15 protein-coding genes are annotated in these 16,842 nt (G+C 72.4%); 6 read left to right on the top strand and 9 right to left on the bottom strand.

Going from position 1 to position 16,842, the window contains the following annotated elements:
* Window positions 1–174 precede the first annotated feature (174 nt).
* The 8 genes from ACIBQ1_RS05425 to ACIBQ1_RS05460 form a co-directional block, all read right to left on the bottom strand.
* Window positions 175–2,931 carry a DUF5682 family protein gene (locus tag ACIBQ1_RS05425; RefSeq protein ID WP_397274761.1) on the bottom strand — a complete coding sequence of 919 codons (2,757 nt, stop codon included), beginning with the start codon at window positions 2,929–2,931 and terminating at the stop codon, window positions 175–177.
* Window positions 2,928–4,043: an AAA family ATPase gene (locus ACIBQ1_RS05430; protein WP_397274762.1), complete on the bottom strand. Its 1,116-nt coding sequence runs from the start codon at window positions 4,041–4,043 to the stop codon at window positions 2,928–2,930. The genes ACIBQ1_RS05425 and ACIBQ1_RS05430 overlap by 4 nt, the downstream gene beginning before the upstream one ends.
* Window positions 4,044–4,055: 12 nt before the next feature.
* Window positions 4,056–5,357, bottom strand: coding sequence for a VWA domain-containing protein (locus ACIBQ1_RS05435; protein ID WP_397274763.1), 1,302 nt, complete (start codon window positions 5,355–5,357; stop codon window positions 4,056–4,058).
* Window positions 5,354–6,736, bottom strand: coding sequence for a hypothetical protein (locus tag ACIBQ1_RS05440; RefSeq protein ID WP_397274764.1), 1,383 nt, complete (start codon window positions 6,734–6,736; stop codon window positions 5,354–5,356). Before ACIBQ1_RS05440 ends, ACIBQ1_RS05435 begins: the two co-directional genes overlap by 4 nt.
* Window positions 6,736–7,227 carry a hypothetical protein gene (locus ACIBQ1_RS05445; RefSeq protein ID WP_397274765.1) on the bottom strand — a complete coding sequence of 164 codons (492 nt, stop codon included), beginning with the start codon at window positions 7,225–7,227 and terminating at the stop codon, window positions 6,736–6,738. Before ACIBQ1_RS05445 ends, ACIBQ1_RS05440 begins: the two co-directional genes overlap by 1 nt.
* A 147-nt stretch (window positions 7,228–7,374) precedes the next feature.
* Entirely contained in the window at window positions 7,375–8,988 is a 1,614-nt protein-coding gene (locus ACIBQ1_RS05450; RefSeq protein WP_397274766.1) for a sugar ABC transporter ATP-binding protein, read from the bottom strand.
* Between the two features lie 15 nt (window positions 8,989–9,003).
* Window positions 9,004–10,077 (bottom strand): sugar ABC transporter substrate-binding protein, encoded by a 1,074-nt coding sequence (locus ACIBQ1_RS05455; protein ID WP_397274767.1) that lies wholly within the window; start codon window positions 10,075–10,077, stop codon window positions 9,004–9,006.
* Between the two features lie 24 nt (window positions 10,078–10,101).
* On the bottom strand, window positions 10,102–11,058 hold the full coding sequence (locus ACIBQ1_RS05460; RefSeq protein WP_397274768.1) for an ABC transporter permease: 957 nt from the start codon (window positions 11,056–11,058) through the stop codon (window positions 10,102–10,104).
* A 63-nt stretch (window positions 11,059–11,121) separates the two neighbouring features.
* Here ACIBQ1_RS05460 and ACIBQ1_RS05465 point away from each other — a divergent pair, with 63 nt between their 5' ends.
* Window positions 11,122–11,760: a GntR family transcriptional regulator gene (locus ACIBQ1_RS05465; protein WP_397274769.1), complete on the top strand. Its 639-nt coding sequence runs from the start codon at window positions 11,122–11,124 to the stop codon at window positions 11,758–11,760.
* Window positions 11,761–11,770: 10 nt separating this feature from the next.
* Here the strand turns inward: ACIBQ1_RS05465 and ACIBQ1_RS05470 are convergent, their stop codons facing one another.
* Window positions 11,771–12,592, bottom strand: a complete 822-nt coding sequence (locus ACIBQ1_RS05470) for a DUF1932 domain-containing protein (protein WP_397274770.1) — start codon at window positions 12,590–12,592, stop codon at window positions 11,771–11,773.
* 113 nt (window positions 12,593–12,705) lie between these two features.
* Here ACIBQ1_RS05470 and ACIBQ1_RS05475 point away from each other — a divergent pair, with 113 nt between their 5' ends.
* The 5 genes from ACIBQ1_RS05475 to ACIBQ1_RS05495 all read left to right on the top strand — a co-directional run.
* Window positions 12,706–13,443: a PIG-L deacetylase family protein gene (locus ACIBQ1_RS05475; protein WP_397274771.1), complete on the top strand. Its 738-nt coding sequence runs from the start codon at window positions 12,706–12,708 to the stop codon at window positions 13,441–13,443.
* Window positions 13,440–14,141 (top strand): 4-carboxy-4-hydroxy-2-oxoadipate aldolase/oxaloacetate decarboxylase, encoded by a 702-nt coding sequence (locus ACIBQ1_RS05480; RefSeq protein WP_397274772.1) that lies wholly within the window; start codon window positions 13,440–13,442, stop codon window positions 14,139–14,141. Before ACIBQ1_RS05475 ends, ACIBQ1_RS05480 begins: the two co-directional genes overlap by 4 nt.
* The gene (locus ACIBQ1_RS05485; RefSeq protein ID WP_397274773.1) at window positions 14,131–15,207 is read left to right on the top strand and encodes a 4-oxalomesaconate tautomerase; all 1,077 of its coding nucleotides are present in this window, start codon (window positions 14,131–14,133) and stop codon (window positions 15,205–15,207) included. The genes ACIBQ1_RS05480 and ACIBQ1_RS05485 overlap by 11 nt, the downstream gene beginning before the upstream one ends.
* Before the next feature lie 18 nt (window positions 15,208–15,225).
* Window positions 15,226–16,182 carry a VOC family protein gene (locus ACIBQ1_RS05490; RefSeq protein ID WP_397274774.1) on the top strand — a complete coding sequence of 319 codons (957 nt, stop codon included), beginning with the start codon at window positions 15,226–15,228 and terminating at the stop codon, window positions 16,180–16,182.
* 248 nt (window positions 16,183–16,430) lie between these two features.
* Window positions 16,431–16,842, top strand: a 412-nt coding sequence (locus ACIBQ1_RS05495; RefSeq protein ID WP_397274775.1) for a carbohydrate-binding protein, incomplete at its 3' end; no start/stop codon positions are given.

The raw sequence follows: 16,842 nt of genomic DNA on the forward strand, positions 1-16,842 counted from the left end.
GCAGGAGCTTCAGCACCGGATACTACGATTCGGAAGGCCCTCGTGGATTATCCCGAAGGGCGACATAAATGGACATATTTGCCCTGGTCAGAGAAACGTCATGCGCTGTTTCCCGGTGATTCATCTCCCGGAGAGCGCGGGCGGCCCCGTACCGGACGGGGCCGCCCTTCGACTTCAGGCGAGCAGGCCCGCCAGGGCCAGCGCGGGCTCCGGGTGGCCGGCCAGGAGCGCGGCGACCTCCCCGCGGCCCGGTGCCGGGGCCTGCCAGGAGCCTTCGCAGCCGAGCAGCCCCGCCACCGCGTCACAGGCGGCCGGATGCCCCAGCAGCAGCTCGGCCACCGGCCCCGACGCCGCCGGCGCGGCGGCCGCCACCGTAGTGGCGGGACGCGCCGTCCACGGCGGCACCCAGCCGTCCACGGCGGCCAGCGTGCCGGGGAACGTGCGCCCGGCCTCGCGGACGAGCGCCGGCATCAGCTCCCCCGCCTGGTCCCGCAGCGAGGTGATCAGCTTCGGCAGCCACGGCAGCAGCACCCGGTCGGGCAGCTGCCCGAACGCCTTCGAGATCACCTCCACCACGAAGCCCGACAGGGCGGGGACGGGCTCCATGGCCTGGACGAACCCCAGGATGTAGAGCGGGAACGACGGGACCACCAGCGGGTTGGCCAGCAGCTCGTCGCACCGCGCCCGCAGCTGCGCCAGTGACAGCAGCCCGAGCTGGGAGCGCGCCGCCCACAGCAGCGCCACCTTGTCCGGCGCCTCCGGATGCGACTGCTGCACGGCCAGCTCCAGCTGGGCCCGGTCGCAGCCCAGCGAGAGCGCCAGGCTCTCCATCGAGAACAGGAACCCCAGCATGGCCGCGACCTGCCGCGTCCCCGTGTCGTCGGCCACGAACGCCGTCGGCAGGAGGGTGCAGTAATGCGCGTAGCCGGAGGTCGCGAACTCCTCGCACCAGGCCGGCAGCTCCGGCTCATGGGCCCGGTAGTAGGACATCAGCCGCCGGATCCTGCGCAGCACCTCCGGCGCGTCGTCCACGCTGCGCTCGGTCGAGAGCAGCTCCACGGCCCGCTGCCCCAGCTCGTCGGCGAAGCGGCGGCCGCCGAGGAAGAGCACCGCGTCCTCGACGGCCGCCAGCGCGACGGCCGCCGTGGCCTTGGGGTCCCACACGGAACGGCGCAGCCGCTGCTCCAGCACCTGCTCGATGGTGACGCCCTCGTAGCCCAGCTCGATGATCGAGCGCTGGTGCTTGCCGAACGCCAGGTCCCAGCTCTCCTGGATCGAGCGCTCCCCCAGCCGGCGCTCGCCCATGATGGGGCGGACGGCGTCCCGTGGCAGCAGGTAGCGCAGCATCCACAGCAGGTCGGAGCAGGGCGCCAGCTCGGGATCGGCGTTGAGGTCGAGCAGTGCCCGCTGGATCGTGCGCTTCTCCAGGTCGAGCCCGAGCGGCGCGAGCCGGTCGTACACGTCGCGGGCCAGCGGCGGCAGGGCGTCGTAGCCGACCTCGCCGACGCGGTCGCCGCCGAGCATGATCTCGCACAGCCGCCGCACGTCGCGGCGGCCCGGCACGACGTCCTTCTCGATGCAGGTGACCGCCGCGTCCTGGAAGTCGTACGGGGTCGGCCTGGCCCGGTTACGCATGCCGGCGAGCAGGATCGAGGTCTCGAACACGGCGATGGCGTCGGCGGTGCTGGCCAGGTAGCCGTTGCGGCGGGCCAGCCGGACGATGTCGACGCTCCAGCCGAGCAGCTCGGCCTCGTCCAGCTCGTCGAGCGCGGGCGGCCGCGACAGGAACCCGGTCAGCCGGTCGGCCACCTCGCCCTGGGGGACGGGCGCGGGCAGCTTGGTCACGCGTTTGCGCGCGCCCCGCTGCCCGGCCAGCTGGAACGGGGTCAGCTTGCCGCGGGTCAGCGCCTTGTCCCAGGTCGCCGCCGCGATCGACACCGAGCCGGAGGCCAGCCCGAACTGGGCCTCGATGGCCGAGTGGCTGGACGGGATGAGCCCGTAGAGCCATTTCGTGCCGGTACGCGGGGTGATCTCGAAGGTCGCCGTGGACTTCAGCCCGAACTGCTCGACGTGGCTGGCGGCGTGGAAGGCGCCGCACACGTACAGGCAGTCAGCGGGATTCGTCCCCGAGCCGGCCAGGTGCTCGCGCATCCTGGTCCACATGTAGCGCTCGCGGTCCTCGTCCACGCTCCGCCGCCCGCCGTCGCGGTCGAGGCGGCGGAACAGGCTGCCGATCAGCACCATGACCTGGCGGTAGGTGTCGTAGTCCGCCCCGGACAGCGGCTGCTCGACGTACTGGTCCCACCACTCCGACCAGTGGCGCACCTTGCCGTGGTGCAGCAGGTGCTCCTCCAGCTCGGCGAAGCGCGGGCGCAGGTCGCCGAGCTCGATGCCCACCGCGTCGCCGTGCAGGCCGGCCTCTTCGGCGTGCTCCTTGTTGCCGGGCTCCTCGCGGGGCGCCCACTGGAAGACGTGGTCCGTCGACCGGTCGACCAGCACCAGCTCGACGCCCGGGGTCTCCAGCGCGTACGAGATGGCCTGGTATTCGGCGGACGCCTCGGTGATGGGCGCCACCACGCTGAGCGGCGCCCACGGCAGGGGGAATCCGTCGAGCTCGGTCGCGAAGGCCTGCACCGCCACCGGCAGCCGGCAGTTGCGCAACTCGGTCAGCAGCGGCTGCAGGTCCTCGCAGAGCTCCAGGTAGATGACCTTCGGCTGCTTCTCCCGCAGCCTGCGCACCATCGCCAGCGCCGAGGCCGGCGAGTGGTGGCAGACCGGGAAAATCTCCAGCTCCTCGCGCAGCGCCCGGTCCACGTCGTCGACCAGGCCGGACAGGATGTCCGACACGGTCACCGGACTGTCGGCGAACGCGGCGGCGGCGTCGAGGAGCTGCTCGCGGAGCGCGCCGAACGGGCTCGTCTGGCCGGTCATGAGAGCGTGGCGATGGCCTCGCGGCCGCCCTCGAGGAACTCCGGCCACTCCCCGCCGTCCTTCTTGCTGCGGGGCTCGACGACGCCGTGCCAGTACTTGTTGAGGATCGCGAGGTCCTCGGGGCTGCGCCGGGCCAGCGAGCCGACCAGCGAGCCGGCGAGGGTCTGCGCGCGCAGCACGCGGTCGCCGAAGAAGTGGCTGTGCAGGATGGCGTCCTCCAGCACGCCGATCTGCTCGGCCGTGGACAGCGCCGACTCCAGCTTCTCGTCGTCGCTGGTGGCCGACGCGGCGGCCGTACGCAGGTCGGCGAAGCTCTGCAGCAGGATGTCCAGCAGCGTGGGCGGCAGGTCCAGCTCGATCCTGTGCCGGCGCAGCAGCTCCTCGGTGCGGAAGCGGACGATCTCCGCCTCGCTCTTCTTGTTCGTCACGACGGGGATGCGGACGAAGTTGAAGCGGCGCTTGAGGGCCGACGACAGGTCGTTGACGCCCCGGTCGCGGCTGTTGGCGGTGGCGATGATGGAGAAGCCGGGCTGGGCGAAGACGATGTTGTCGTCGTCGAGCTCGGGGATGGAGACGTACTTCTCCGACAGGATCGAGATCAGCGCGTCCTGCACGTCGCTGGTCGAGCGGGTCAGCTCCTCGAAGCGGCCGATCACGCCGTTCTCCATCGCCGTCATGATCGGCGAGGGGATCATCGAGTCGCGGGACTGGCCCTTGGCGATGACCATGGAGACGTTCCACGAGTATTTGATGTGGTCCTCGGTCGTGCCCGCGGTGCCCTGGACCACCAGCGTGGAGTTGCGGCAGATCGCCGCGGACAGGAGCTCGGCCAGCCAGCTCTTGCCGGTGCCCGGGTCGCCGATGAGCAGCAGGCCCCGGTCGGAGGCCAGGGTCACGATGCTGCGCTCGACGAAACTGCGGTCACCGAACCACTTCTGCGAGATCTCCCGGTCGAGCCCGTCGGAGCGCTCGGAGCCGAGGATGAACAGCCTGATCATGCGGGGGCTCAGCCGCCACGAGAACGGCTTGGGGCCGTCGTCGACCGACTCCAGCCAGTCGAGCTCCTCCGCGTACTTCACCTCTGCGGGGGCGCGCAGCATATCGTCACTCATGGGTGAGGTCTCCTAAGCGAGGAAGTTCTTGAGCTCGAGGACGAGCTTGCGGATATGACCCGAGATCACGGGGGTGCCCAGGTCCTTGAGTTTCTGGCGATACCACGGGTCGACGCTCGCGTTTCCGGAGCTGTTGACCGAGCCGACGGGGATGAACTTGACCCCCGAGCGGTGGATCGCCTCGAAGTCGGTGATCAGCGATCGGTTGTCGTAGAAGTCGGAGATCCACACCATCACGGTGTTGCGCGGATCGGTGATCTTCGGCCGGCCCAGGGCCATCGCGACCGTGCCGTTGGTGCCGCCGCCGAGCGTGGTGCGCAGCAGCACCTCGAACGGGTCGTGCACCCACGGGGTCAGGTCGAGCGCCCGGGTGTCGTACGCGATGAGGTGCACGTCCACCTTGGGCAGCCCGGCGAAGATCGACGCCAGGATGGTGCAGTTGACCATCGCGTCCACCATCGAGCCCGACTGGTCGACGACCACGATCAGGCGCGCCGGGGTGGTGCGGCGGGCGGTCTGCTTGTAGTAGAGCCGGTCGACGTAGAGTCGCTGGTCCTCCGGACTCCAGTTGGTGAGGTTCTTCCAGATGGTGCGCTCGATGTCGAGGTTGCGGAAGACCCGCTTCGGCGGCACCGACCGGTCGATGACGCCCACGCTGGTCTTCTCCACCTGAGTCCGCAGCACCTCGGCGACCTCGTCCACGAACCTGCGGATCAGCGCCTTGGCGTTGGCCAGCGCGACGCCCGACAGGTTGGACTTGTCGCGCAGCAACTGCTCGATGAGCGACATGCTGGGCGTGAGCTGCCTGGACAGCGCCGGGTCGGCCAGCACCTCGCGCAGGTGCATGCGCTTGACCAGGTCGCCTTCGATGCCCGCCAGGACCGCGGCCACCTCTTCGTCACCGGGGCTGCGCCGCAGCCCGCCGGGCTCGCTGCCCATGCCGCGCTCGAACCAGCCCGCGTCGTTCTTCCAGCTCTCCAGCCGGCTCGCGGTGACGTTGCCGGTGCCCGTGGAGAACACGTTGAGCAGCAGCTTGGAGACCAGGGCCGCCCGGCGGACCTCGTCGCCGTCCTCGTGCTCCTTCTCGGCCATGAGATCTTGGAACTCGTCGGCCAGGCCGGGGAAGCGCTGCACGAGGTTGTCGATCGAGACGCCGGGGTCGAGCAGCGCGGGCGGGAGGCCGAGGTCGTCGACGATGGCCACGCTCGCCCGCTCCAGGGTGGGCTGCTCGTCGGCGCCGAAGACGCGGGACAGCAGGCGCCAGTAGAGCACCTGGCGCCGGGCCTCGTCCGATGTGGTGGGGGAATCGCTCATTTCCTCAGCAACCGCCCCGCTCGCTCGCGCAGCACGGCGACCACGTCACCGGCCTTGGCCTCGGCCTTGACGACCTTGGGGTCGGTGGGGCCCATGGCCCAGTCGCCGTTGTGCGCGGTGACGCCCTTCTTCTTGACCGTGGCCTGCACGGCGAGCGGCTGCAGGAGCCACTGCCCGCCGTCCCAGCGCATGAGGCCGATGCACGCGGAGGAGGCCGACACCAGCTCGGGGGTGAGCGGCCCGCCGGCCGGCAGCCGGTCGAGGGTCACCGGGAGCGAGTTTCCGCCCAGGTCGAGCGTCTCGTCCTTGATCGTGTAGCCCTCCAGGAAGACGGGCTCCGCGATGCGTACGGGATGGCGGTCGAGCGGCGGGGTCGCCGGCGCCACGGCCTCGGCGAGCTGGACCCGGGCGGTCGCGAACGGGTCGGTCGCCTCTCCGGCGCTCGCCTTGCCGTCGTGCCACACCAGGTCGCCGCCCGGCAGCAGCGGCATGTCGGCGAGCTCCAGGCTGAGGTGGCCGGCCAGCGCGCCCATGAGCACGGGGTGGTCGCCCATCAGCCGCCACACGGACGGGCCGGAGATCGTGTCCACCTTCGCGGCCGCCACGCTCGTGCGCACCAGCCGGGAAGGGGCGCCACCCGCGGGCTCAAGGATGCCGTGGACCTGCACCCGCACCACCGTGGCGTGCTCGTGCAGGTCGGCGCCGAGGATCAGCAGCCGCCCAGAGACCGGCTCGGCGGCGCCGTGCCACGTGCCCTTCTGGGACAGCAGCAGGGCACGCGTCCACAGGTCGGCCCACCTGCGGGCGGGCAGCAGATCCATCGTGCCCACCGGGCAGGACGCCCGCAGCTCCGCCGCCAGCCCGTCGAGCAGCACCGCCAGCCCGCGCAGCTCGGGCACGGCCAGCAGCGCCTCGATGGCCTGGTCGGCGCTGGAGACGACGTCGTGGTCGACGCCGCGCCAGCCGGTGATCGCCAGCTCGCGCAGCCAGCCCCGGCACGCGGCGAGCACGCTCGCCGGCTCGCCCGCCCCTTCGGCGGGCTCCCAGGTCGCGCGGGTGCGGCCCAGCGCCGTGTCGAGCCGGGCGAGCAGGGCGTCGTGCACCGCGCCGAGCAGCGCGGCCCGCCCGCCGGCCAGCGCCGCCAGGTGCTCGTCGCCGACCGACCCGGCGGTCACCTTCTCCGCCGCCTCGGCCAGCCGGTCGCCGAGCGGGCTGCCGGCCAGCGCGCCCGCCAGGGCCACCAGCGCCGCGGACGCCTCCTCACCCAGCCGGGCGAACCCGTGGGTGAGCGCGTCGTCGAAGCCCGTCACCAGGTCGAGCGCCTCGCCGGCCCCGGCCGGGGCGTCGCCGACCAGCTCCCCGAGCTGTACGTCGAGCATCACCGCACCGCCCTCGTCGCCGGGAACCAGTGCAGCTCGGCCAGCGGCTCCGTGCTGTCGGGCACCTCCAGGTAGGCCAGGTGGCGCAGGAACCTGCTGAACACCACGGCGGCCGGGGTGCGCTCGACCGGCCCCTTGATGGAGGACATCAGGAACTGGCCCTCGGGCACCTCCACCCCCAGGTAGCGGGCCACCCGGTCGAGCCCGTACTGCAGCACCGCCTCCTCGGCCAGCTGGCGGATGTGCTTGCACGCGTAGCCGTGCAGCGCGCCGCACGGCCGGTTGTTGTTGGTGCTGCAGCTCAACGCGTGGGTGCCTGCGGTGATGGACGAGACGTAGACCCGTTCGATGTCGGATCCGCTCGACACGACCCCCTGCAACCGCCCGTCGGCCAGCTCGACGAAGGGCACCTTCGCCAGCTTCCGCGGCTCGACAGGCGGCACCACCTGCACCACGCTGCGCCGCTCCCACGCGGCTCTGTCCGCGTCCACGACCTTGAACCCTCCCGCCCCGGCCGGATCACGGGCGCGCGCGGGAGTGCCCGCGCCTTCGCGACCGGCTGATCAATGATCCGGGAACTTACCGGAGGCCACTGACAGATCGGGGCTAATCGATCAAACCGCGAGGTCCTCGCGGGTTCACGGCTCGCGGTCGCCGTTCACCGCCTCCAGGACGGCGTGCGCGGTCAGGCCCGCGCCTTCCAGCACGGCGGAGACGCGGCCCTTCCTGATCACCACGACGCGGTGGCAGACCTCGGCCAGCTCCTTCGGGTCGCTGGAGGCAAGCAGCTGCACCGCGCCCGCCTGGGCCAGCTCGGCCATGAGGGCGTAGATCTCGGCCCGGGCGCCGATGTCGATGCCGCGGGTCGGGTCGTCCATGAGCAGCACGGACGGGCGGGCGGCGAGCCACTTGGCGAACACGACCTTCTGCTGGTTGCCGCCGGAGAGCTGGTCCACCGCCTGCTCGATCGAGGACATCCGCACGCCGACCCGCTCCGTGAACACCCGGGCCGCCTCCCGCAGCGCCCTCGCCGTCAGCCATCCGCCGTGCCTGGCCAGGGCGACGGCGTCCACCTGGACGACGTTCTCCCAGACGGGCTTGTCCGCGGTGATCCCGACGCCGCGCCGGTCCCCGGAGATGAGCCCGACGCCGGCCCGCACGGCGCCGCGGACGCCGGGGGCCGGGCGCGCCCCGCCAGGCAGGTCCACCCGGCCCGACGCCGGGGCCAGCGCGCCCGCGACGACGCGCAACACGTCGATGTGCCCGGACCCGACGAGCCCGGCGATGCCGAGGATCTCGCCGGGCGCGGCCTCCAGGCTCACCTCGCGCAGCCGCCCCGGCACGGTGACCGAGACCAACCGCAGCCGCCCCGCGCCCGCCGCACCCACCTCGCCCGCCATGCCCGTCGCGCCCGCCATGCCCATTTCGCCCGCCACGCCCGCCATGCCCATCGGGCCCGCCGCGCCATCCGCTTCCGCCGCGCTCTCGGCGCCCGCCGGACGTCGGGTGGGGTGGCCGGCCTTGGGGGCCCGGCCGCCGAGCATGGCCGTGACCAGCGTCGCGAGGTCGAGTCCCGCTGCCTCGGCTCCGCCCAGCACCACGGCGCCGTCCCTGAGCACGGTCACCTCGTCACAGATCGCCAGCACGTCCTCCAGCACGTGCGACACGTAGACGACGGCGGTGCCCCGGTCCCGCAACCCGCCGATGATCTCGTGCAGCCGGGCCACCTCGGCGGGCTGCAGCGCCGAGGTGGGCTCGTCCAGGATGAGCACCCGAGGCCGCTCCACCAGCGCCCGCGCGATCTCCACGAGCTGCCGCTCACCCAGCGGCAGCGACTCCACGAGCGCGTCGGGCGGCGCCCGCAGCCCCAGCTCCGCCAGCACCGGCGCGGCCAGTGCCCGCATCGCCGCCCGGTCCACCAGCGGCCCCCTGCGCGGCAGCCGGTGCGCGAACACGTTCGCGAGGACGTCCTGGTCGGGGAAGAGGTTCAGCTCCTGGGAGACGATCGCGACGCGCTGCCTGGCCGCCTCCGCCGTGCTGCCGAAGCGCGCGGGCCGCCCGCCGAGCAGCAGCTCGCCGCGGTCGGGCGGCACCGCGCCCGCGAGGATCCGTACCAGCGTGGACTTGCCCGCGCCGTTCTCGCCCACCAGGGCGTGCACCGTGCCCTCGCGGAAGGCGACGTCCACCCCGGCCAGCGCGCGCACGCCGCCGTACGACTTCGCGAGGTCGCGGCCCGCGAGCACCACCGTCATTCCCGCATGCTCCGATCAGGACAGGGGCTTCATCCGGCCCTCGACGTTCGCGAACTGCTCGGTGACGATCTTCTTGTACCAGGCGGCTCTGGCCTCGGGGCTCTGCTGGCGGGTGATGATCTCGTCCACGTTGTCCTTGGTGACCATGGCGGCGCCGCTGTCCCAGAAGCCCTTGGGCAGCTCGCGCTTGCCGAGGGCGCGTTCGATCAGCAGGCGGGTGGTCACGTACCCCTTGAGCCAGTGCTGCGGGTCCACGACGCCGACGGACTGGCCGCTCTTGATGGCGGCCAGGCCGGCGTCGTTGAGGTCGAACGCGCCGCAGAGCCAGTCGCCGTTCGTCTCCTGCCGGATCTTGGGCAGGTTGAACGCCGCCGGGTCTCCAGCGTCCATGAACGCGAGCGCGTCCGAGTGGGCCCTGACCAGGCCGCTCCACGCCTTGTAGCTCTCGTCGGGCTGCTGTTTGGAGTCGAACGGGCCGAGCACCTGGAGGTTCGGGTTCTTGGCGGTGAGCTCGTCCTTCATGCCCTTGGCCCGGTGTTCGAGCACGGGGATGCCGGGCGTCGGGACGCCGAGCACGACCGTGCCCTTCTCGCCGGCCGGGAGCCGGGCGAGCACGGCGTCGGCCAGCATCGCGCCGGCCGCCGGGTTGTCGTTGCTGACCAGGGTCGTGACGCCGGACTCCGCGGCCAGCGGCACGTCTGCGGCCACGACGGGGACGCCCTTGGCGATGGCGTCGGCGGCGGGGCGGGTGAAGAGCTCGGGGTTGAGCGTCATGACGCCGACGCCGTCCTTCGCGGTGGCGACCACCTGCTGGAACAGCCCGACCTCCGCCTGCCCGTCGGGCCCGGGAGGCGCGACGACCTGCACGTCCGCGCCCAGCTCCGTGCCCGCGTACTTGGCGCCCTCCATCATCTCCTGCGAGAAGTTGAGGTTGGCCGCGGCGGCCACGAAGGCCACGTGGACGTCCCCGGCCGCGCGCCCGCTCGCCGCGGGCTTGGCGGCCGGCGCGCCGTCCCCCGTGCTGCAGGCGACGGCGGTCAGCGTGGCGAGGGCGAGAGCGGCGGCGACGCGCCGGCGGCGACTGCTCATGGGAGCTCCCTTTCAGACAGGCCTTCAGTTCGGGGGACGGGCTTGGGAACGCCTGCGCAACAGGCTCGCGAACCCGACGGCGACGAGGATCACCGCGCCGGTGGTGAAGTCGTTCCAGTTGATGTCGACGCGGAAGTACGCCAGGGCGGTCCTGACCACTTCCAGCAGCACGGCCCCGAGCGCCGCCCCGGTGACGCTGGCCCGGCCGCCGTGCAGCGGCGTGCCGCCGATCACGGCGGCGGCGATGGCCTGCAGCTCGTAGCCGGCGCCCGCGTTGGGGTCGGCGACCCCGAAGTATCCGAGCGTGAGCGCCCCCGCGACGCCTCCCATGACGCCCGCCAGCACGAACACCTGCAGCCGCACCCGCCGGATCGGGATGCCGCTGAACCTCGCCGCCTCCGGATTGCTGCCGATCGACCGGATCCGGTAGCCGAACGGCGTGTTGCGCAGGGTCACGACCAGCGCGGCCGCGCAGATGGCCAGAGCCCAGAAGTTCATGCCGAGGCCGAGCAGCTTCCAGCCGAAGAACTTGGAGAACGGGTCGCCCAGCGGCGCGCCGAGCACCTGCCGGCCCTCGCTCAGCCGGTGCGTGAGCCCCCGGTAGGTGGACAGCGTGGCCAGCGTGGCGACGATGGAGGGCAGGCGGAGCAGGTCGACCAGGACGCCGTTCACCAGGCCGAGCAGCGCGCCTGCCGCGACGCACAGCACCGCCGCGAGCCACGGGTGCAGGCCCGCCCGGATCAGCAGCGCCCCGCACAGGGCCGACAGGCCGAGCACCGACCCGACGGACAGGTCGAGCTCGCGCATGGCCAGCAGGTACGCCATCGCGCACGCGAGCACCCCGACCACGGCCGCCTGGTTGAGCACCTGGGCCAGCTGCCCGAACTGCAGGAACGTGGTGTCCCGCACCCCGACGACCAGCACCAGCACGACCGTCGCGACGAGCACCCCGGTGAAGTCCTGCCGCAGCACGCCCCTCATGCGGCCGCGCCCGGAACAATTGTCGATAATATTGTCAACGAAGCTCGACAACGGGAGGATTCCGTGACCCCTGAGTCCCCGCTGGAGGAGACGCTGACCGACCGGCTCAGAGCGGCCGTGCTCGGCGGGGACTTCGTGCCCAACCAGCGACTGGTCGAGGCCGACGTGTGCGAGCAGTTCGGGGCCACCCGCGCGGCCGTGCGCGAGACGTTCAGAGAGCTGGCCTCGGAAGGGCTGGTCGAGATCCTACGCAACAAGGGCGCCCGCGTCCGGGCGATCTCCAAGGCGGAGGCCATCGAGATCACGGAGGTGCGGATGGTGCTGGAGGGCCTGTCCGCCGCCAAGGCCGCCGAGCGCGTCACGCCCGAGCAGGCCGCGCTGCTGCGGGAGATCGTCGCCGAGATGCGCGCCGCGGTGGAGCGCCACGACCTCGACCGATATTCGGAGCTGAACGCGGCGCTGCACGCCAAGGTCCGCGAGATCGCCGCCCACCGGACGTCGGCGTCGATCATCGAGCGGCTGGGGGCGCAGGTGATCCGGCACAAGTTCCGCCTGGCCCGGCAGCCGGGGCGGGCCGCGCTGTCGTTGCCGCAGCACGAGCTGATCGTGGCCGCCATCGTCGCCCGCGACCCCGAGGCGGCGCAGACGGCCATGCAGCAGCACCTGCGCAGCGTCGCCAAGGCCCTGGAGGCCACCGACTGACGGGCCGCCATCACGACCTGCCCGGGATGGGTGGGACGATTGGGACGGGTGGGACGCCGGTGCGGCTCACCTCTTCCAGGGTGGCCGCCGTGGCGGCGGTCATCGCGCCGGGCACTCCGAGCGAGTCCAGCATCCGGGTGGCGGCGTGCATCTCGTGCACGCGGCGCAGGCTGTGCTGCCCCGCCCCCTCCAGCAGTCGCACCACGAACCGCTCGTCGGCCGCGGACACCGTCTCCAGCAGGTGCTCCCAGAACCACTCCCCCAGCCCCGCCGCCTCGGCGGCGCGCCGGGACTCGATGACGAGCGCGCTCAGCCCTTTCACCAGCACGCTCCGCAGCAGCTTGCGAGCCGCCGCGTCACCGGGCGCGCCGCCGATCGGCGTCACGTCCATGCCGTGGCGGCCGGCGAAGTCGGCGAACCGGGCGGCGTCGTCCCCGCTGGCCAGGATCGGGGTCGCCAGGCCGCGCAGCGGGATGGGCGCCATGATCGCCCCGTCCACGGCCGACGCGCCGGCCGAGGCCACCAGCTCGGCGATGCGCCGCTTGTCGCCCGGCGCGCTCGTGGACAGGTCGGCGTAGAGCGCGCCGTGCCCGAGGTGGGGCCGGGACTCCTCGCAGGCGGCCAGGCTGTCGGCGCCGGTGGTCACGGCGATCACGACGTCGGCGCCGCGTACGGCCTCGGCGTTGCCCGCGACCAGCGGCACCCCGCCGGACGGCGACGGCGGGTGGACAGGGTCGTAGACGCGTAGGGACACCCGCGGCGCGAGGCCGCGGGCGAGGACCTGGCCGACCTCGCCGTAGCCGAGCATCGCCACCTGCATGAGAGTAGCCATATCGTTGACAATATTGTCGAAGCAGACCGTCGGCTAGGCCCGAAATTGGCCATGGGGTCTGATTGCCGATGAAACTGTTGACAATCTAATTGATCGGCTCGTAGCGTCAGCGAGTGACCTCGGCAAGGACCCCCACACTTCTGGTGATCAGCGCCCACGCGGGCGACTTCGTCTGGCGCGCGGGCGGCGCCATCGCGCTCGCGGCCGGCCGTGGCGAGCGGGCCAAGGTGGTCTGTCTCAGCTTCGGCGAGCGCGGCGAGTCCGCGAAGGCGTGGCGAGCCGGCCGCACGCTCGACGAGATCAAGGCGATCCGCCACGAGGAGGCGCAGAACGCCGCCGCGGCCCTGGGCGCCGAGATCGAGTTCCTCGACGCGGGCGACTATCCCCTGATGGAGACCCCGGAGCTGGTCGACCGGCTGGTGCGGATCTACCGGGAGGTGGAGCCCGGCGTCGTGCTGACGCATCCGCTGGCCGACCCGTACAACGGCGACCACCCCGCGGCGGCGCGCATGGCGCTGCAGGCGCGCGTGCTGGCACAGGCCGCGGGCTACGACGCGCCGGGCGAGCCGCTCGGCGCGCCTCCCGTGTTCTTCTTCGAGCCGCACCAGCCCGAGCAGTGCGACTTCAAGCCGGACGTGCTGCTCGACATCACCCCGGTGTTCGACAGGAAGCGCAAGGCGATGGAGTGCCTGCCGGCCCAGCAGCACATGTGGGACTACTACACCGACCTCGCCAAGCGCCGCGGCGTGCAGCTGCGCCGCAACGCGGGCCCCAACCTGGGCCTGCCGCACGACACCGTGGGCGAGGCCTACATGCGGCTCTACCCCCAGGTCACGGACGTGCTCGCATGAGGCACGTGGTCGTCACCGGCACGCCGCGGGCGAGCCTCGACCGGATCGACGCCCTGGCCGCGTACGGCGTCGCGACCGTGCACGAGGCGCTCGGCCGCACCGGCTACCTGGGGCCGGGGCTGCGCCCCGCGTGGCCCGGGTGCCAGGCGGGAGGCAACGCGGTCACGGTGCTGTGCTGGCCGGGCGACAACCTGATGATCCACGTCGCGGTCGAGCAGTGCCAGGAGGGCGACGTCCTGGTCGTGACCACGACCTCGCCGTCGACCGACGGGATGTTCGGCGAGCTGCTGGCCACCTCGCTGCGCTCCCGGGGCGTGCGCGGGCTGGTGATCGACGCGGGCGTGCGCGACGTGGCCGGGCTGCGGGCCATGGGCTTCCCGGTGTGGAGCGCGGCCGTCAGCGCCCAGGGCACGGTCAAGGCCACGCCCGGCGCGGTCAACGTGCCCGTCACCGTGGGCGGGCAGCTCGTCCGGCCCGGCGACACGATCATCGGCGACGACGACGGGGTGCTGGTCGTGCCGCGGGCCGACCTGGAGCGGGCCATCTCCGCCTCCGCCGCCAGGGCCGCGAAGGAGGCCGCGGCCCGCGAGGCGTTCGCCAAGGGCGAGCTGGGGCTCGACCGCTACGGCCTGCGCGAGCGGCTGCCCGGGCTCGGCATCACGTACGTGACGGCCGCGGAATACAGCCATGGAGCATGACGACGGCGTGCGGTGCATGCTGATGCGCGGCGGCACCTCCAAGGGCGCCTACTTCCTGGCCGGCGACCTCCCCGCCGACTCCCGGGAGCGCGACGACCTGCTCCTGCGCATCCTGGGCAGCCCCGACCCGCGCCAGATCGACGGCATCGGCGGCGCGCACCAGCTCACGAGCAAGGTGGCCGTGGTCTCGCCCGGCGCCGATCCCGATGCGGACCTCGACTATCTCTTCCTGCAGGTCGCGGTGGACGAGCCGGCCGTCTCCGGGCGGCAGAACTGCGGCAACCTGCTCGCCGGCGTCGGCCCGTTCGCCGTGGAGCGCGGCCTCGTGCGCCCGCGAGGCGACCACACCGAGGTCCGCATCCGCCTGGTCAACACCGGCGGCGTCGCCACCGCCCGCTTCCCCACCCCGGGCGGCCGCGTCGACTACCGCGGCGGCACCGCCATCTCCGGTGTCCCGGGGACGGCCGCGGCCGTGGTGCTCGGGTTCGAGAACACGGCCGGATCGGGCACGGGCCGGCTGCTGCCCACCGGCCGCGAGGTGGACGTGATCGACGGGATCGAGGTCACCTGCGTCGACAACGGCATGCCGGTCGTCGTGGCGGCGGCGGAGGACCTCGGCATCACCGGCTACGAGCCCTACGAGACGCTCGCGGCCGACGCCGGGCTCCGCGAGCGCGTGCAGTCGCTGCGCGTGCAGGCGGGCGAGCTCATGGGGCTCGGCGACGTCGCCGGCGAGGCCGTGCCCAAGACCACGCTGGTCGCCCCGCCCAGGGACGGTGGCGCGCTGTGCACCCGTACGTTCATCCCGGTCCACCCGCACACCGCGATCGGGGTGCTCGGCGCGGTCAGCGTCGTCACCGCGGCGCTGCTCCCGAACGGCGTGGCCAGGCGCTTGGCCCAGCTGCCCGAGGGCGCCCGGGTGGACGTCGAGCATCCCACCGGCCACCTGCAGGTCGAGGTGGAGCTCGACCTGTCCACCAGCCCGCCGACCGCGCTGCGGGCGGCGAACGTGCGGACCGCGCGCAAGCTCTTCGACGGCACGGTCTTCCCCCGCCCCCGAGGTTGAGATGCCCCTGAGGTTGAGATGAACGCCCTGCTGCACGACATCGCCCACCTCGGTCACGTCGAGCTGTTCACGCCCGAGCCGGAGCGGAGCCTGTGGTTCTTCACCGAGATCCTCGGCATGACCGCCGCCGGCCAGGACGGCGACTCGGTGCACCTGCGCACATATGACGACTACGAGCATCACAGCCTCACGCTGACGGCCCACCGCACGTCGGGCATCGGCTCGACCGCGCTGCGGGCGAGCGGTCAGGAGGCGCTGGAGCGCCGGGTGCGCGCGATCAAGGACGCCGGGCTGGGCATCGGCTGGCGCGACGGCGCCCCGGGCCGCGGCCCGACCTACGCCTTCCGCGATCCCGACGGCCACGAGCTGCGCCTCTACTGGGAGTCGCAGTGGTACGAGGCGCCCGAGGAGCTGCGTCCCGCCCTGAAGAACCAGCCGCAGGCGTTCCCCGGCCGCGGGGTGGGCGTGCGCCGCCTCGACCACGTCAACTTCCTGTCCGCCGAGGCCGCCGCCGACGGCGCCTTCGTGCGCGACGTGCTCGGCGCCCGCGTGACCGAGCAGATCATGCTGGACAGCGGCCGCGTCTCCGCCCAGTGGCTGCACTTCGCGAACAAGTCCTACGACCTCGTCTACACCGACGACTGGTCGGGCGCCTCGGGCCGGCTGCACCACCTCGCCTTCGCCACGAACACCCGCGAGGACATCCTGCGGGCCGCCGACCTCTGCCTGGACAACGGCGTGTTCATCGAGACCGGCCCGCACAAGCACGCCATCCAGCAGACCTTCTTCCTGTACGTCTACGAGCCCGGCGGCAACCGCGTCGAGCTGTGCAACCCGCTGACCCGGCTCATCCTGGCGCCCGACTGGCGGACGATCACGTGGACGGAGGCCGAGCGGGCCAGGGGCCAGGCGTGGGGGCTGAAGACCATCGCCTCCTTCCACACGCACGGCACCCCGCCCGTCGGCCCCGCGTGACGCTCAGCGGTGCACGATCAGCCAGACCGATGACGTGCGGCCGGCTGCACGGGAAGGTGATCGAGTCGCCCTTGGACAGGGTCACGCCCCGCCCCCGCCGAAGCTGTACGCGGGTTTACTCCGGGATTTCACTCATTGACGCCTCCGCGGGCAAAGGCTAACGTCGTCTCATAACTTAAAGGAAACTTTCCTAATAGTTTCCTGGCATCCCGTCCCCTGTACACCCCCCAACCGGATGTCGGAGCGTCATGAGACACAGTGTCCTGAGCAAGATCCTGGTGGCGTTACTGCTGCCCCTCACGGCCGTGGCGGTCGCCCCGCCCCCGGTCTCCGCCTCGGCGTACGCCGCCCTCGCCGAGTGGGCCCCGTGGACGGCGTACACGGCCGGCACGCACGTCACGTACAACGGCGTCGATTACGAGTGCATCCAGAGCCACACCTCCCAGCCCGGCTGGGAGCCCCCGAACGTGCCGGCCCTGTGGAAGCCCTCGTCCGGCGGCGGCACCGACACCACCGCCCCATCGGTGCCCGGCAACCTGCGCTCGACCGGCGTGAGCAGCAGCAGCGTCTCCCTGGCCTGGGACGCCTCCACCGACAACGTCGCCGTCACCGGCTACGAGATCTACCGAGGCGGCACCCTCATCACCACCGTCACCGGCA

It is taken from the genome of Nonomuraea sp. NPDC050153, assembly GCF_044460125.1.
GTDB lineage: Bacteria > Actinomycetota > Actinomycetes > Streptosporangiales > Streptosporangiaceae > Nonomuraea.

Excerpts from the sequence above, each read along its gene's own strand:
- ACIBQ1_RS05450 (WP_397274766.1), bottom strand. The coding sequence starts at position 8,988 with ATGACGGTGGTGCTCGCGGGCCGCGACCTCGCGAAGTCGTACGGCGGC.
- ACIBQ1_RS05430 (WP_397274762.1), bottom strand. The coding sequence starts at position 4,043 with ATGAGTGACGATATGCTGCGCGCCCCCGCAGAGGTGAAGTACGCGGAG.
- ACIBQ1_RS05460 (WP_397274768.1), bottom strand. The coding sequence starts at position 11,058 with ATGAGGGGCGTGCTGCGGCAGGACTTCACCGGGGTGCTCGTCGCGACG.
- ACIBQ1_RS05480 (WP_397274772.1), top strand. The coding sequence starts at position 13,440 with ATGAGGCACGTGGTCGTCACCGGCACGCCGCGGGCGAGCCTCGACCGG.
- ACIBQ1_RS05485 (WP_397274773.1), top strand. The coding sequence starts at position 14,131 with ATGGAGCATGACGACGGCGTGCGGTGCATGCTGATGCGCGGCGGCACC.
- ACIBQ1_RS05490 (WP_397274774.1), top strand. The coding sequence starts at position 15,226 with ATGAACGCCCTGCTGCACGACATCGCCCACCTCGGTCACGTCGAGCTG.
- ACIBQ1_RS05425 (WP_397274761.1), bottom strand. The coding sequence starts at position 2,931 with ATGACCGGCCAGACGAGCCCGTTCGGCGCGCTCCGCGAGCAGCTCCTC.
- ACIBQ1_RS05435 (WP_397274763.1), bottom strand. The coding sequence starts at position 5,357 with ATGAGCGATTCCCCCACCACATCGGACGAGGCCCGGCGCCAGGTGCTC.
- ACIBQ1_RS05455 (WP_397274767.1), bottom strand. The coding sequence starts at position 10,077 with ATGAGCAGTCGCCGCCGGCGCGTCGCCGCCGCTCTCGCCCTCGCCACG.
- ACIBQ1_RS05440 (WP_397274764.1), bottom strand. The coding sequence starts at position 6,736 with ATGCTCGACGTACAGCTCGGGGAGCTGGTCGGCGACGCCCCGGCCGGG.
- ACIBQ1_RS05470 (WP_397274770.1), bottom strand. The coding sequence starts at position 12,592 with ATGGCTACTCTCATGCAGGTGGCGATGCTCGGCTACGGCGAGGTCGGC.